The sequence below is a fragment of the Pseudomonas asplenii genome (assembly GCF_001293465.1).
In the GTDB taxonomy this organism is placed as follows: domain Bacteria; phylum Pseudomonadota; class Gammaproteobacteria; order Pseudomonadales; family Pseudomonadaceae; genus Aquipseudomonas; species Aquipseudomonas fuscovaginae_B.
The window spans coordinates 26,902-42,203 of the sequence record NZ_JSYZ01000015.1 but is presented as its reverse complement, the minus strand read 5'-3'; the positions used below and the strand labels follow the sequence as shown (position 1 = coordinate 42,203).

Annotated in this window: 16 protein-coding genes; 11 read left to right on the top strand and 5 right to left on the bottom strand. The window is 62.8% G+C overall.

Features of this window, described 5'->3' with window-relative positions; all coding sequences use genetic code 11:
- Positions 1 to 7 precede the first annotated feature (7 nt).
- The 3 genes from PF66_RS18915 to PF66_RS18905 form a co-directional block, all read right to left on the bottom strand.
- Complete coding sequence (locus PF66_RS18915; RefSeq protein ID WP_054063517.1) at positions 8 to 373, bottom strand: DUF1090 family protein; 366 nt, start codon at positions 371 to 373, stop codon at positions 8 to 10.
- A gap of 190 nt (positions 374 to 563) precedes the next feature.
- Positions 564 to 1,754, bottom strand: a complete 1,191-nt coding sequence (metK, locus tag PF66_RS18910) for a methionine adenosyltransferase (RefSeq protein WP_054059923.1) — start codon at positions 1,752 to 1,754, stop codon at positions 564 to 566.
- Positions 1,755 to 1,773: 19 nt separating this feature from the next.
- Positions 1,774 to 2,769 (bottom strand): ArsR/SmtB family transcription factor, encoded by a 996-nt coding sequence (locus tag PF66_RS18905; protein WP_054063516.1) that lies wholly within the window; start codon positions 2,767 to 2,769, stop codon positions 1,774 to 1,776.
- A 261-nt stretch (positions 2,770 to 3,030) separates the two neighbouring features.
- Between PF66_RS18905 and tkt the strand changes: the two genes are divergently transcribed.
- The 7 genes from tkt (at position 3,031) to PF66_RS18870 (ending at position 9,728) form a co-directional block, all read left to right on the top strand.
- Positions 3,031 to 5,028 (top strand): transketolase, encoded by a 1,998-nt coding sequence (gene tkt / locus PF66_RS18900; RefSeq protein WP_054063515.1) that lies wholly within the window; start codon positions 3,031 to 3,033, stop codon positions 5,026 to 5,028.
- A 232-nt stretch (positions 5,029 to 5,260) separates the two neighbouring features.
- A complete protein-coding gene (epd, locus tag PF66_RS18895; RefSeq protein WP_054059926.1) occupies positions 5,261 to 6,310 on the top strand; it encodes an erythrose-4-phosphate dehydrogenase in 1,050 nt (349 codons plus the stop codon).
- A gap of 17 nt (positions 6,311 to 6,327) precedes the next feature.
- Positions 6,328 to 7,491: a phosphoglycerate kinase gene (locus PF66_RS18890; RefSeq protein ID WP_054059927.1), complete on the top strand. Its 1,164-nt coding sequence runs from the start codon at positions 6,328 to 6,330 to the stop codon at positions 7,489 to 7,491.
- A gap of 14 nt (positions 7,492 to 7,505) precedes the next feature.
- The gene (locus PF66_RS18885) at positions 7,506 to 7,748 is read left to right on the top strand and encodes a hypothetical protein (RefSeq protein ID WP_054059928.1); all 243 of its coding nucleotides are present in this window, start codon (positions 7,506 to 7,508) and stop codon (positions 7,746 to 7,748) included.
- 58 nt (positions 7,749 to 7,806) lie between these two features.
- Complete coding sequence (locus PF66_RS18880) at positions 7,807 to 8,142, top strand: MliC family protein (protein ID WP_054059929.1); 336 nt, start codon at positions 7,807 to 7,809, stop codon at positions 8,140 to 8,142.
- 89 nt (positions 8,143 to 8,231) lie between these two features.
- Entirely contained in the window at positions 8,232 to 9,296 is a 1,065-nt protein-coding gene (gene fba / locus PF66_RS18875) for a class II fructose-bisphosphate aldolase (RefSeq protein ID WP_017902971.1), read from the top strand.
- A gap of 180 nt (positions 9,297 to 9,476) precedes the next feature.
- Positions 9,477 to 9,728: a hypothetical protein gene (locus tag PF66_RS18870; protein WP_054063627.1), complete on the top strand. Its 252-nt coding sequence runs from the start codon at positions 9,477 to 9,479 to the stop codon at positions 9,726 to 9,728.
- Positions 9,729 to 9,771: 43 nt separating this feature from the next.
- Here the strand turns inward: PF66_RS18870 and PF66_RS18865 are convergent, their stop codons facing one another.
- On the bottom strand, positions 9,772 to 10,443 hold the full coding sequence (locus PF66_RS18865; RefSeq protein ID WP_054059940.1) for a polysaccharide lyase family 7 protein: 672 nt from the start codon (positions 10,441 to 10,443) through the stop codon (positions 9,772 to 9,774).
- A 402-nt stretch (positions 10,444 to 10,845) separates the two neighbouring features.
- On the opposite strand from PF66_RS18865, the gene PF66_RS18860 reads away from it, so the two are divergent.
- The 3 genes from PF66_RS18860 to PF66_RS18850 are packed head-to-tail and all read left to right on the top strand — an operon-like array spanning position 10,846 to position 13,845.
- Positions 10,846 to 12,969, top strand: a complete 2,124-nt coding sequence (locus tag PF66_RS18860) for a putative bifunctional diguanylate cyclase/phosphodiesterase (protein WP_054063514.1) — start codon at positions 10,846 to 10,848, stop codon at positions 12,967 to 12,969.
- Positions 12,970 to 13,014: 45 nt separating this feature from the next.
- Positions 13,015 to 13,527, top strand: coding sequence for a M48 family metallopeptidase (locus tag PF66_RS18855; protein ID WP_054063513.1), 513 nt, complete (start codon positions 13,015 to 13,017; stop codon positions 13,525 to 13,527).
- A gap of 21 nt (positions 13,528 to 13,548) precedes the next feature.
- The gene (locus tag PF66_RS18850) at positions 13,549 to 13,845 is read left to right on the top strand and encodes a winged helix-turn-helix domain-containing protein (protein ID WP_054063512.1); all 297 of its coding nucleotides are present in this window, start codon (positions 13,549 to 13,551) and stop codon (positions 13,843 to 13,845) included.
- 6 nt (positions 13,846 to 13,851) lie between these two features.
- Here the strand turns inward: PF66_RS18850 and PF66_RS18845 are convergent, their stop codons facing one another.
- Positions 13,852 to 14,304 carry a GNAT family N-acetyltransferase gene (locus tag PF66_RS18845; RefSeq protein ID WP_054063511.1) on the bottom strand — a complete coding sequence of 151 codons (453 nt, stop codon included), beginning with the start codon at positions 14,302 to 14,304 and terminating at the stop codon, positions 13,852 to 13,854.
- Positions 14,305 to 14,554: 250 nt separating this feature from the next.
- Between PF66_RS18845 and PF66_RS18840 the strand changes: the two genes are divergently transcribed.
- Positions 14,555 to 15,292 (top strand): substrate-binding periplasmic protein, encoded by a 738-nt coding sequence (locus PF66_RS18840; protein ID WP_054059934.1) that lies wholly within the window; start codon positions 14,555 to 14,557, stop codon positions 15,290 to 15,292.
- Positions 15,293 to 15,302 lie beyond the last annotated feature (10 nt).

Sequence of the window (15,302 nt, the reverse complement as noted above, 5' to 3'; positions counted from 1 at the left end):
TGTCGGCTTACTTGAACAGGCCGCCCAGTGCCTTGATGCCGGCATCGATCGCCTGCGCCTTGGGATCCTGGGGCGCCGCGGTGTTGTTGATGGGCTGCTGGGAGCTGGCCACGCCGCTGCAACTGGCGGTGATATGGTCCACGGCCATTTGCAGGCCGTTGGCCTTGACGGTGTCACCCTTGACCTTGGCGGCATAGATCTGTTTCTGCAGATCCTGCACCTGTTTGGGGTTGCAACTGCCGGTCGTCTGTGTCGTCGAGCCACCGCCCAGCTGTGTCGCCAGGTTGGTGAGTGCGCTCAGGTCGGCGGCCTGGGCTGGAAGGGTGAACAGGCCGAGCAGGATCGCGGCGGGGGCGAAAGCGGAAGTACGCATGGCAAACCTCAATGTTCGATTGCCGACGCATCAGGAAGGTTCTCGAACAGGCGCCGTGCAATATCCAGGGGAGAAACAGGGTCCGAGATGGCGAAATATAGGGAAACAGGTTTGTACAGGGAATGACCGGCTGTCATGAAAAAGCCCTTCATGGCGAACCATGAAGGGCTTTTGTGACGCAACCGACAAATTACAGGCCGGCAGCGGCTCGCAGGGCGTCGATGCGGTCGGTCTTTTCCCAGGTGAAGGTGGTGAAGGTGTCGTCGCCGACGGTCTTCAGCTCCGGGGTACGACCGAAATGGCCATAGGCCGCGGTGTCCTGGTACATCGGGTGCAGCAGGTCGAGCATGGTGGTGATGGCGTACGGGCGCAGGTCGAAGATCTCGCGAACCAGCTTGATGATCTTGTCGTCGCTGATCTTGCCGGTGCCGAAGGTGTTCAGCGAGATCGAGGTTGGCTGGGCTACGCCGATGGCGTAGGAAACCTGGATTTCGCAGCGGTCGGCCAGGCCGGCGGCGACGATGTTCTTGGCCACGTAGCGACCGGCGTAGGCGGCGGAACGGTCAACCTTGGACGGGTCCTTGCCGGAGAAGGCGCCGCCGCCGTGACGGGCCATGCCGCCGTAGCTGTCGACGATGATCTTGCGGCCGGTCAGGCCGCAGTCGCCCACCGGGCCGCCGATGATGAAGTTGCCGGTCGGGTTGATGTGGAACTGGGTGTCCTTGGTCAGCAGGTTGGCCGGGATGACGTGCTTGACGATCAGTTCCATCACGCCTTCGCGCAGGTCGCTGTAGGACACGTCAGGGTTGTGCTGGGTCGACAGGACGATGGCGTCGACACCGACCACCTTGCCGCCTTCGTAGCGGCAGGTCACCTGCGACTTGGCGTCCGGACGCAGCCATGGCAGCAGGCCGGACTTGCGGGCTTCGGCCTGGCGCTGGACCAGTTGGTGCGAGTAGGCGATCGGGGCGGGCATCAGCTCCGGGGTTTCGTTGCTGGCGTAGCCGAACATCAGGCCCTGGTCGCCGGCGCCCTGGTCTTCCGGCTTGCTGCGGTCAACGCCCTGGGCGATGTCCACCGACTGCTTGCCGATGATGTTCATCACACCGCAGGTCGCGCCATCGAAACCGACGTCGGAACTGTTGTAGCCGATGTCGAGGATCACGTTGCGGACGATGTCTTCCAGGTCGACCCAGGCCGAAGTGGTGACTTCGCCAGCGATGATCGCCACGCCGGTTTTCACCAGGGTTTCGCACGCGACGCGGGCAAACTTGTCCTGGGCAATGATGGCGTCCAGCACCGCATCGGAAATCTGGTCGGCAATTTTGTCCGGATGCCCTTCAGACACGGACTCGGAGGTGAAAACGGAATATTCGCTCATATCGATGGTTTTCCTGAGTTTACCGATGTTGAGTGGCGCCAGTCGGTCCCTGAAAGTGGCGAACCTGAATCTGGAAACCATTACGTAAGCCTACATAGAGGCTGTCCCCGGGGACGAGCCCCGCAGCGATGGCCCAACGGGCCAGGTCTTCCTGTTCGAACCCCAGCCAGAGATCACCGCAGGCCTCCCTGGCCCAGCTCTGGTTGTGGCTGCATAACTCGGTTATCAGCAGGCTGCCGCCGGGTCGCAGCAACCCGGTCATCTGCTTCAAGGCTTCGGCCGGCGCGGCGAAATGGTGCAGGACCATGTTCAGGACCACACAGTCGGCCTGGATGCTGTTGTTCTGCAATGCATCGGCCAGTTGCAGGCTGACATTAGTCAACGCCTCGCGGTCGCACAGTTGGCGGGCCAATTCGAGCATGGCCGGGCTGTTGTCCAGCGCCGTGACCTGCTGGAAACGCCGCGCCAGCTCGGGCAGGAAGCCACCGTCGCCGGGGCCGATTTCCAGGGCCGTGGCGGTCGGCGCGAAGTTGAGCTTGTCGAGCAGCGCCAGGACGCTTTCGCGGTATTGCGCCAGGCCGGCGATCAGGTCCTGCTGGGCGCGGAACTTTTCCGCGACCTTGGCGAAGAAATCCTGGCTGGCGGCGGCCCGTTGCCTGTGTACCTGGGTAATACGGGCCTGCACCTCGACCGGCAGTTGCAGGGCGTCGACCTCGTCGAGCAGGGCGGCGTGCAGCCGGCCGCCCGGCAATTCGGTGTGGGGCAGGGCGCGACGATAGAAGATCGCGTTGCCTTCCCGGCGGGTCGCCACCAGGTTGGCCTGGGCCAGTACCTTGAGGTGGTGGCTCATGCCCGACTGACCGATGGCGAAGATCTGCGCCAGCTCCAGCACGCCGAACGAGTCGTTGGCCAGCGCCCGCAATACGTTCAGCCGCAACGGATCGCCGCCGGCCTTGCACAGGGCGGACAGCTCGTCGCAGCGATCGTGAAGCAGGGCGGGCGCAGGTAGATTCATAAGGCCAGCAGTCTAGTCAGCGTCGCGACGCCCCGCAAGGTCAATATCAAAAACTTTTGATATTGCAGGATAAATGGCACTTTCCCGTTTTCCCGTGGCTCTACAGACCAGGAGCGGAAAGGATTCATCAGCACGATGCGCAACTATCGGCGGGAAAAACGCGGTGGAACGACTATCTGTCATTGCCCCGAGGGCTCTCCCTGAGGGAAAATGCACGCCTTTTTTCCGTTTCGTTTCAACTCAAAACCCAGGAGATCAGCGATGCCCAGCCGTCGTGAGCGTGCCAACGCCATTCGTGCCCTCAGCATGGATGCCGTGCAAAAAGCCAACAGCGGCCATCCCGGTGCCCCCATGGGTATGGCGGATATTGCCGAAGTACTGTGGCGTGACTACCTGAAACACAACCCGAGCAACCCGTCCTTCGCCGACCGTGACCGTTTCGTCCTGTCCAACGGCCATGGCTCGATGCTGATCTACTCGTTGCTGCACCTGACCGGCTACGACCTGTCGATCGACGACCTGAAGAATTTCCGTCAACTGCACAGCCGTACCCCGGGTCACCCCGAATTCGGTTACACCCCGGGCGTGGAAACCACCACCGGTCCACTCGGCCAGGGCCTGGCGAACGCCGTCGGTTTCGCCCTGGCGGAAAAGGTCCTGGGGGCGCAGTTCAACCGTCCCGGCCACAACATCGTCGACCACCACACCTATGTGTTCCTGGGTGACGGCTGCATGATGGAAGGCATTTCCCATGAAGTCGCGTCCCTGGCCGGCACCCTGGGCCTGGGCAAGCTGATCGCCTTCTACGACGACAACGGCATCTCCATCGACGGCGAAGTCGAAGGCTGGTTCACCGACGACACGCCGAAGCGTTTCGAATCCTACAACTGGCAGGTGATCCGCAATGTCGACGGTCACGATCCGGAAGAGATCAAGACCGCCATCGAGACCGCCCGCAAGAGCGAGCAGCCGACCCTGATCTGCTGCAAGACCACCATCGGTTTCGGTTCGCCGAACAAGCAGGGCAAGGAAGATTGCCACGGTGCCCCGCTGGGTGACGCGGAAATCGCCCTGACCCGCGCCGCGCTGAAGTGGAACCACGGTCCGTTCGAAATCCCGGCCGACATCTACGCCGAATGGGACGCCAAGGAAGCCGGCCGTGCCGTCGAGGCCGAGTGGGACCAGCGTTTCGCCGCCTACTCCGCAGCCTTCCCGACCGAAGCCAACGAGCTGGTGCGTCGCCTGAGCGGCGAACTGCCAGCCGACTTCTCGGAAAAGGCCTCGGCCTACATCGCCGAAGTCGCGGCCAAGGGTGAAACCATCGCCAGCCGCAAGGCCAGCCAGAACGCCCTGAACGCCTTCGGTCCGCTGCTGCCCGAGTTCCTCGGCGGCTCGGCTGACCTGGCCGGCTCCAACCTGACCCTGTGGAAAGGTTGCAAGGGCGTCAGCGCCGAGGATGCCAGCGGCAACTACATGTACTACGGCGTGCGCGAGTTCGGCATGACCGCGATCATGAACGGCGTGGCCCTGCACGGCGGCCTGGTGCCTTACGGCGCGACCTTCCTGATGTTCATGGAATACGCCCGCAACGCGGTGCGCATGTCGGCCCTGATGAAGCAGCGCGTGATCCATGTCTACACCCACGACTCCATCGGTCTGGGCGAAGACGGCCCGACCCACCAGCCGATCGAGCAACTGACGAGCCTGCGCACCACGCCGAACCTCGATACCTGGCGTCCAGCCGACGCGGTGGAATCCGCCGTGGCCTGGAAGCATGCGATCGAGCGCAAGGCCGGTCCTTCGGCGCTGATCTTCTCCCGGCAGAACCTGCAGCACCAGGTGCGTGATGCCGCGCAGATCGACAACATCAGCCGTGGTGGCTACGTGCTCAAGGATTGCGCAGGCGAGCCCGAGCTGATCCTGATCGCCACCGGTTCCGAAGTCGGCCTGGCGGTACAGGCCTTCGACAAGCTGACCGAGCAGGGCCGCAAGGTCCGCGTGGTGTCCATGCCTTGCACCAGCCTGTTCGATGCCCAGGATGCCAGCTACAAGCAGGCGGTCCTGCCGCTGGAAGTCGGTGCACGGATCGCCATCGAGGCGGCGCACGCCGACTACTGGTACAAGTACGTGGGCCTGGAAGGCCGCGTCATCGGCATGACCACCTACGGTGAGTCGGCGCCGGCGGCAGCCCTGTTCGAAGAGTTCGGCTTCACCCTGGAGAACATCCTGGGTCAGGCCGAGGAACTGCTGGAAGACTGAGTCCGGTGACAGGTCGGTTGTCCGGGCCGGCCTCTTCGCGGGCAAGCCCTGCTCCTACAAGGTGTGTGTCGTACGCAACATTTGTGCACGGCACCCTCCTGTAGGAGCAGGGCTTGCCCGCGAAGGCGGTAGCCCGAACACCGCCTGCTTCCCTGGCTCACAGACAGTCCCGTTTTCACAGAACCCATGCCCCGGCATGGGTTCTTGATGTTCAAGCTCCGGCGAGATCCCCATGCCTCAACCGCGTCCCTACAGAGTTGCCCTCAACGGCTACGGCCGTATCGGTCGTTGTGTCCTGCGTGCGCTGTTCGAGCGGGGAGACCGGGCCGGGCTGGAAATCGTTGCCCTCAACGATCTGGCCGACATGGCCAGCCTTGAATACCTGACACGCTTCGACTCCACCCACGGCCGCTTTCCTGGCGAAGTACGGGTCGAGGACGATTGCCTGCACATCAATGGCCGCTGCGTGAAGGTCCTGCGCAGCGCCAACCCCGAAGACATCGACTGGGCCGGCCTGGGCGTCGACCTGGTGCTCGAATGCTCCGGCGCCTACCACACTCGCGAAGACGGCCAGCGCTTCCTGGCGGCCGGTGCGCCACGGGTGCTGTTCTCCCAGCCGATGGCCAGCGAGGCGGCGGTGGACGCAACCATCGTTTATGGGGTCAACCAGGATTGCCTGACCGGCGACGAACTGCTGGTGTCCAACGCTTCCTGCACCACCAACTGCAGCGTGCCGCTGTTGCGCCTGCTGGATCAGGCGATCGGTCTGGAGCATGTGTCGATCACCACCATTCATTCGGCGATGAACGACCAGCCGGTGATCGACGCCTACCACGCCGAGGACCTGCGGCGCACGCGCTCGGCCTTCCAGTCGATCATCCCGGTGTCCACCGGCCTGGCCCGCGGTATCGAACGGCTGCTGCCGGAACTTGCCGGCCGAATCCAGGCCAAAGCGGTACGGGTGCCGACGGTGAACGTGTCCTGCCTCGACATCACGATGCAGACCGTCAGCGACACCGATGCCGTGGAGGTCAACCGGATCCTGCGCGAAGCCGCCACCAGCGGCCCGCTCAAGGGGTTGCTGGCGTATACCGAGTTGCCCCACGCCAGCTGTGATTTCAACCATGACCCCCATTCGGCGATTGTCGATGCGAGTCAGACCCGCGTTTCCGGCCCGAGGCTGGTCAACGTGCTGGCCTGGTTCGACAACGAATGGGGTTTTGCCAACCGAATGATCGACGTTGCAGGGCACTACCTGAACGTTGTCCACCCAAAACCGTAAACCAGAGATTGCGACCCATGACCGTGTTGAAGATGACCGACCTCGATCTGCAAGGTAAGCGCGTACTGATCCGCGAAGACCTCAACGTCCCCGTCAAGGACGGTGTTGTCACCAGCGATGCGCGTATCCTGGCTTCGCTGCCGACCATCAAGCTGGCCCTGGAAAAAGGCGCGGCAGTCATGATCTGCTCGCACCTGGGCCGTCCGACCGAGGGCGAGTTCTCGGCCGAGAACAGCCTCGCGCCCGTGGCCGACTACCTGAGCCGCGCCCTGGGTCGCGAAGTGCCGCTGGTGGCCGACTACCTGGATGGCGTTGAAGTCAAGGCCGGCGACATCGTGCTGTTCGAGAACGTGCGTTTCAACAAGGGCGAGAAGAAAAACGCCGACGAGCTGGCCCGCAAATACGCCGCCCTGTGCGACGTGTTCGTGATGGATGCCTTCGGTACCGCCCACCGCGCCGAGGGTTCGACCCATGGCGTGGCCAAGTTCGCCAAGGTCGCTGCCGCCGGTCCCCTGCTGGCCGCCGAACTGGAAGCACTGGGCAAGGCCCTGGGCGCTCCGGCCAAGCCGATGGCGGCGATCGTCGCCGGCTCCAAGGTGTCGACCAAGCTCGACGTGCTCAACAGCCTGAGCCAGATCTGCGACCAGCTGATCGTCGGCGGCGGCATCGCCAACACCTTCCTGGCCGCTGCTGGCCACCCGGTGGGCAAGTCGCTGTACGAGCCTGACCTGCTGGACACCGCCCGTGCCATCGCCGCCAAGGTCAGCGTACCGCTGCCCGTGGACGTGGTGGTGGCCAAGGAGTTCGCCGAAAGTGCTGCCGCCACCGTCAAGCTGATCGCCGACGTGGCCGCCGACGACATGATCCTCGACATCGGCCCGCAGACCGCCGCCCGGTTCGCCGAGCTGCTGAAGTCGTCGCAGACCATCCTCTGGAACGGCCCGGTCGGCGTGTTCGAGTTCGATCAGTTCGGCAATGGCACCAAGGTGCTGGCCCAGGCTATCGCCGAAAGCGCCGCATTCTCCATCGCCGGTGGTGGTGACACCCTGGCCGCCATCGACAAGTACGGCGTGGCTGCGGATATCTCCTACATTTCTACCGGTGGTGGTGCTTTCCTCGAGTTCGTCGAAGGCAAGGTACTGCCAGCCGTGGAAGTGCTGGAAAGCCGCGCCAAGGCCTGAGCCGGTACCGACCGTTGAAAGGGAGTGTTCATAGGGTCAAGCCGCTTGCGCTGTGGCTCGCCGTCGCCGCGCTGGCCGGATGTGCCGGCCAGGCCGCGGTCGAACCGGCGCGGCCAGCGCCCGATCCGGCCGGCAAGGGCTGCTACCAGGCCGACTGGCAGGCGGAAACCGCGCCGTTGTTGAACAAGCGCCTGGGCCCGGATGGCCTGGAGAAATACGACACCCCGTCGCCGGCTCGGGAACAGGGTTGCCCCTGACGGGTCTGATTCATCACATGCAGTACTGGCGGCCTGGGTCGCCAGTCGAGGAACCGGCATGAAAGGCTTTATCGCCCTCGCTTCACTGGCACTGCTCGGCGGTTGCGCCGCCTTCAACCTGCCGTCGTCGAAACCGGCGGACAACTGGACCCGCTGGGTTTGCGACAGTCAGGCCGAAGTGCTCTGGCGTTACGCCGACAGCAGCCAGCAGGCGGTCGACGTACGCCTCGGTGGCGGCGACCAGGTCTATCGCCTCAAGCCGGAAGTCGGCGCCGTCGACAGCGGTGTGCTGTACAGCGACAACATGTTGGCGTTTCACAAAAAAGGTGAGGAAGGCCTGGTCTACTGGGTTGCCACCAACGATTTGATCGGTCGGGCCTGCAAGGCGCCCTGACCGGTAGTAGCTTGATCTAACTTGAATAGCAGCCGCCGCTACGGCAGGCTTGCACGATTAACGACCCTCGTCCGGGAGAGAGATACACAATGGCACTTATCAGCATGCGCCAGATGCTGGACCACGCAGCCGAATACGGCTACGGCGTTCCGGCTTTCAACGTCAACAACCTTGAGCAGATGCGCGCCATCATGGAAGCCGCTGACAAGACTGACTCCCCGGTGATCGTCCAGGCTTCGGCCGGTGCCCGCAAATACGCCGGCGCGCCGTTCCTGCGCCACCTGATCCTGGCTGCCATCGAAGAGTTCCCGCATATCCCGGTGTGCATGCACCAGGACCACGGCACCAGCCCTGACGTCTGCCAACGCTCGATCCAGCTGGGCTTCAGCTCGGTGATGATGGACGGCTCCCTCGGCGAAGACGGCAAGACCCCGACCGACTACGAGTACAACGTCCGCGTGACCCAGCAGACCGTGGCCATGGCCCACGCCTGCGGCGTTTCCGTGGAAGGCGAGCTGGGCTGCCTGGGTTCGCTGGAAACCGGCATGGCCGGTGAAGAAGACGGTATCGGCGCCGAGGGCGTGCTGGATCACAGCCAGATGCTGACCGATCCGGAAGAAGCCGCCGACTTCGTCAAGAAGACCCAGGTCGACGCCCTGGCCATCGCCATCGGCACCAGCCACGGCGCCTACAAGTTCACCAAGCCGCCTACCGGCGACGTGCTGGCGATCGACCGCATCAAGGAAATCCACAAGCGCATCCCCAACACCCACCTGGTGATGCACGGTTCCTCCTCGGTGCCGCAGGAGTGGCTGGCGATCATCAACCAGTACGGTGGCGACATCAAGGAAACCTACGGCGTACCGGTCGAGGAAATCGTCGAGGGCATCAAGCACGGCGTACGCAAGGTCAACATCGACACCGACCTGCGCCTGGCGTCCACCGGTGCGATGCGTCGCCTGATGGCCACCAACCCGAGCGAGTTCGACCCACGCAAGTTCCTCGGTGCCACCGTGGTTGCGATGCGTGACGTGTGCATCGCCCGTTACGAAGCCTTCGGCACCGCCGGCAATGCCTCGAAGATCAAGCCGATCTCCCTGGAAGGCATGTTCCAGCGCTACCTGAAAGGTGAGCTGAACGCCAAGGTCAACTAAGACCCTGTGCGCTGAAGAAACCCGTCGCAAGGCGGGTTTTTTCATGGTCGTCGATCGCTAGACGCGAATGCGCTTGAGGCTATGAGGAAACGATATAGCGGACTGTCAATTATGACAGTGGTGTGCCAGGACGCCGATACGCCACGCTGACGGTTCATTCAGCCAGTGAGGCCAATGACCATGAGCGAAGAGGAAGAAAGCGATCCAAACCGTCTGAGATATTTCAAGACCCGCCAGAAGATCACCGTGACCCGGCGTATCCCGGGCGTGCAACCGGCCTGTGAGCGCGGCGAACTGTGCAGTATCGACTGGAGTGCGCGGCTACTCGTCTACTGTGCCGAAAGCGGCCTGTACCGAGCCGTGAAGTTCGATGAGATCGAGCAGATCGATCCCATCGCCAGCTACCGCAAGTCGTCCCTGTTCCACCCCTGATCGAGCGGTATCTCTCTCCAGCCCCGCCCTGTATTCGGGGCCGTCAGCCTTGCTCGTGATCGATATCGAGCTTGTAGAAGGTCACCATCCCGCCCTCGCTGGTATACCCGGTGTTGTCCTGCACATAGACCCCTGCCTTGAAGTACAGCGGCTTGTCGCGCCAACTGCTGCTGACCTGGGTGTACCACGCCGCGTCGGCGGCGCGCACGCTGAGGTAGCCGCCCCGGCTGAGGTGGATCACGTAGGTGAAGCTCTTGTCCAGCGGCACGTCGTCGGCGATCTGGATGACCCGGCTCTCCTTGTCGTCCGGGTGGTTGCGGACCTTCACCACGATGATCCCGGTCTTGCGGCTGTCCTTGTACTGGTACTCGACCTTGAGCATCGGCTGGGTGCTGTTGAAGGCATGGATCTGGCCGATGACGATCTTGCCCGAGGACGGTACCTGGTTCACCGCCAGGGTTGCACGCAGGTAATTGTTGGCCTCGCTGTATAGCCAGTTGCGCAGGCGACCGTCGGGGTAGGTTTCGCGCAGTTCACTGCGCGGGTAGATGGCATTCTCGGTCTTGGAGCCGGTCACCGGTGACCAGAAGAACAGGGTGCCGGTATCGGAATGAAAATACTGGTCCTTGAAGCCTTGTACCAGTTTGGGGGTATCGATGGTTGCCGGCGGGGTGCCGACAGGGACGCTGAGGTTCCAGGTCGTCAGGTCGATCATGATCATCTGTTCCGTGAAAAACATGGGACTCGCGCAGCCGCAGGCCTGCCCGGAAATTTCGGACAAACCGCTTTGGCCCGCGCTTTTGCGCGCTCTTTATAAGGCTTGAAAGATAGTTTGTTAACGCCGAAGCGGCGAACGGTTGACGTCAAATCGCCGACGAAATGCGCGAGCCCCGATTGGCGGCGGCTTGGCCGAACGACCGCTAGTCGGATTGGCAGGGTGCTAGCACGAAAGATGGCCTATTGCTTCTATCAACCGTTAGTCGGGAGAGACGGGCCCGGGTTAAATGATGGCGTAGTGATTACTACGCTTTGCGCAAACTCGGACTAGAGTTGTTTCTGTAATTACGTCCGGTTCCGTCTGACATGGGTGGAGTCCCCTGAACTATAGAGATGCAGCATGGATTGCGCTCAACTTAAGGCTGGTGATAGCAGTTCTGTCCTTTTGGTGGTCGACGACTATCCTGAAAACCTGATCAGCATGCGAGCCCTGCTGGAACGGCAGGACTGGCAGGTGGTCACGGCGGCGTCCGGTATCGAAGCGCTGACACTACTGCTCGAACACGAAATCGACCTGGTACTGCTGGATGTGCAGATGCCCGGCATGGACGGCTTCGAAGTCGCCCGACTGATGCGTGGTAGCCAGCGTACCCGGCTGACCCCGATCATTTTCCTGACGGCCAACGAACAGTCCCAGGATGCCGTGATCAAGGGCTATGCCAGCGGCGCGGTGGACTATCTGTTCAAGCCGTTCAACCCGGACATCCTCAAGCCCAAGATCCAGGCCTTGCTTGAGCAGCAACGCAATCGGCGCACCTTGCAGCGCCTGACCCGCGATCTGGAGGCCGCCCGGGCCTTCAATGCCTCGGTGCTGGACAACGCCGCGGAAGGCATCCTGGTGGTCAACGACGACGGCAGCATCCGCTTCGCCAACCCGGCGATTTCGCGCCTGCTGGCGGCGCCGCTGGAAATGCTGATCGGCATGCCGTTCCTGAACTTCATGCACACGCCGCACTTTGCCCAATGGCTGACGTCGCCTTTCTACGAAGGTTACTGCAAGGGCGAGACCTATCGCCTGCATGATGCGCTGCTGTGCACCAGCACCGGCGATTCGCTGCCGGTGGCGATGTCCTTTGCGCCATTGCCCAGCGACCAGAAGGCCATGGTGGTGACCGTGCTCGACATGTCGGTGGTGCGCCACCTGCATCAGCAGCTGGAGTTCCAGGCGGTGACCGACCCGCTGACCGGCCTGCTCAATCGCCGGGGCTTCTACCAGACCGCGGAAAACACCCTGCTGCGCAGCGATCCCGGTCACAAGTCGATGGTGCTGATGTACCTGGACCTCGACGGCTTCAAGCGGGTCAACGACTCCCTTGGGCACGATGCCGGCGACCGGGTGCTGCGTTGGGTCTCCGAGCAGTTGAAGGCCTGCCTGAAACCCTTCGATATCCTGGCGCGCATGGGCGGCGACGAGTTCACCGCGCTGCTGGAACTGGAGCGCCCGGAGCAGGCGGCGAAAGTCGCGGAGAAGCTGATCGAGCGCGTGTCGATCCGCCAGCAGATCGATGGCATGGACATGACCCTGGGGGTCAGCATCGGTATCGCCATCTACCCCGATTGCGGTGCCGACCTGGAAGGCCTGTTGCGGGCGGCGGACATTGCCATGTACGAGGCCAAGCGCGCCGGACGCCAGCAGTACCGCTACTACGACCATGAAATGAACGGCCGCGCCCGCTCGCGGCTGATGCTCGAGGAAAGCGTCCGTTCGGCCATCGAGAGTCGTGAGTTCAAGATGGTCTATCAGCCCCAGGTGTCCCTGGAAGACGGCCATCTGCGCGGTTTCGAGGCGCTGTTGCGCTGGCATCATCCCAGCGTCGGCGATGTCCCGCCGGGGCTGTTCCTGCCGCTGCTGGAAGAAGTGCGGCTGATCAGTCGCCTGGGCAGCTGGATCTATCGCCAGGCGGCCAGCCAGCGTCATGACTGGAATGGCGTGTTCGCCGATGAGCTGGTGCTGAGCGTGAGCCTCAGCGCCACGCAGTTCTGCATGCCGAACCTGATCGACGAGTTGCAGGAAGTGATCGAGCGGTATGACCTGCGCCCCAGCCAGCTGGAGGTCGAAGTCACCGAGTCGGCGCTGATGCAGGATTTCGAGGCTTCGCGCAAGCAACTGCGGCGGATCCGCGGGCAGGGCGTGCGGGTGGCCCTGGATGATTTCGGTTCCGGTCACTGTTCGCTGAATCACCTGCGCGATCTCGAACTGGACACCCTCAAGCTCGACCGCCATCTGATCGCCCGGATTCTCGATTCGCCCCGGGATGCCGCCCTGGCGCGCAGCGTGATCGAGTTGTGCCAGCAGTTCGGCCTGCTGGTGATTGCCGAAGGCGTCGAGACCCTGGAACAGGCCCACTGGCTGCGGGCCAATGGCTGCCCGTTCGTACAGGGCTTCCTGGTCGCCCGTCCGCTGATCGCCAGGGATGCCACCGGTTTTGCCACGACCTTCGACTGGAGCGCACTGTCGAGCTGATTTCGCTAAACTGGCTGCCTTTCCCGATGCAGGCGACGGCCTCCCATGACTGTGCTGAAATACCTCCAGGCCTATCCGCCGTCCCTGCAGGAGCAGGTGCGCCAGATGATCGCCCAGGATCGGCTGGGCGCCTACCTGAGCCAGCGTTATCCCGGCCGGCATGCGGTGCAGAGCGACAAGGCGCTGTATGGCTATGTCCTGGACCTGAAACAGGAACACCTGCGCAACGCGCCGGCCATCGACAAGGTGCTGTTCGATAACCGCCTGGACCTGACCCATCGCGCCCTCGGCCTGCACACCGCGATCTCGCGGGTCCAGGGGGGCAAGCTCAAGGCCAGGAAGGAGATCCGCATCGCTTCACTGTTTCGGGAGGCGGCGCCGGAATTTCTCCGTATGATCGTGGTGCATGAACTGGCGCATCTCAAGGAAAGCGAGCACAACAAGGCGTTCTACCAGTTGTGCGAGTATATGCAGCCGGGCTATCACCAACTGGAGTTCGACCTGCGGGTCTACCTGACCTGGCGGGATCTGCAAGGCAAGGCCGCCGTGGCCGACTGATCGATCGACAAGGACTTTCCGATGGACATCAGCAAGACCAAGAGCAGTTTCTATCGCCGCCTGTACGTGGCCTGGCTGATCGACAGCGGAGCGGCCAACAGCGTCCCGGCGCTGACCGAAGTGACCGGCATGCCGCGGCGCACGGCCCAGGACACCATCGTCGCGTTGGCCGACCTGGATATTCATTGCGCATTCGAACAGCAGGAAGGCGCCCGCAATCATGCCGGCAGCTACCGGATTCATGACTGGGGCGCGATCGACAAGCGCTGGATCGAGGGCAACCTGGCGTCGATCAAGCGGGTGCTGGGTTATCCCTGAACCGTCTCAGGCCTTGCGCATGCCGACGTGCGGGATGCCGTCCTCCAGGTAGGTGTTGCCCACGGCGACGAAACCATAGCGGCCATAGTAGTCCTGCAGGTGCGCCTGGGCCGACAGGTAGATCTCCAGCCCCGACCACATCTTCTCGGTCTGCCTCAGGGCTTCTTGCATCAGCTCATGGCCCAGCCCGGTTCCGCGGGCTTCGGGGGCGACGACCACCCGCCCGATCGCCACGTTGCCGCCCTGGGACAGAGGGTCGAGCAGGCGCAGATAGGCCACCAGCCGGTCATCGCGCCAGCCCATCAGGTGATGGGTGTCGTCCCGCAGGTCGCGGCCATCGACTTCCTGATAGGGGCATTTCTGCTCGACCACGAAAACTTCGGTGCGCAGTCGCAGAATGGTGTACAGCTGTTCCTTGCCCAGGTCGCTGTGGTGCTTGCAGATCCAGTCGATGCTCATTTCATTCACTCTGATTCGATATCCGCTGTCGATACTAAGCGGCCTGGCCCATGCCGCCAACCGGGTGAACACTGTTGCGGCCCCGGGCGCGTTGCCCGTTTTCGGCATCTTTGTGTAATCTGCCCGGCAGGGCGTCTGCCCTGATGCTAATGAGCTACTGTTAGGAACAGGGAGCGCTCAATTGCTTTCTTCCGGCCCCTCTGCTTCGCCTCATTCTGCTGGGCCGTCCAGCCCGCTAAGGATCTTTGGCATGTCGCGACTGCATCGAGCTTTTGCCTTGCTTGGATTGTTGTTGCTCGCACAGGGTGCGGTTGCGCAAAAGCTGCGTCTGGTCGCCGATGCCTGGCCGCCCTTCACCGATGTGGGCCTGGTCAATGGTGGCCTGGCGACCGATATCGTCAGTACGGCCCTGGCCCGTGCCGGTTATGCCAGTCAATTCGAACAGGTGCCCTGGGCGCGGGCACTCAAGGGCGTCGGCGAAGGTCGTTACGATGTCCTGATCAACGCCTGGTACAGCAAGGACAGGACCCTGCTGGGGCAATTCTCGGGCGAGTACCTGATGAACCGGGTGATGTTCCTCCGGCACAAGGGCTCGTCGATCAGCTATGACAACCTGCAGCAGTTGCACGGCTACCCGATCGCGGTGGTGCGTGATTATGCCTATTCCAGCGAGTTCGAAGCCGATACCCGCTTACAGAAGGTGCCGGTGCACAACTTCGCCCTGGCCGTACGCATGTTGGCGGCGGAGCGGGTGAAGCTGACGCTGGAGGATGAGTATGTGGCGCGTTACTACCTTGGCCAGGAGTCGCCCGAGGTGCGCGATGCGGTGGAGTTCCTGCCCAAGCCGCTGACGGAGAATGGGTTGCATATCCTGGTCAGCCTGCAGAATCCCCAGCATGAGCAGATTGTCGCCGGCTTCGACCGTGAGATCGCCGCGATGAAGGCGGATGGAAGTTATCAGCGCCTGCTCGAATTGCACGGCATGTGATTGTCGGATC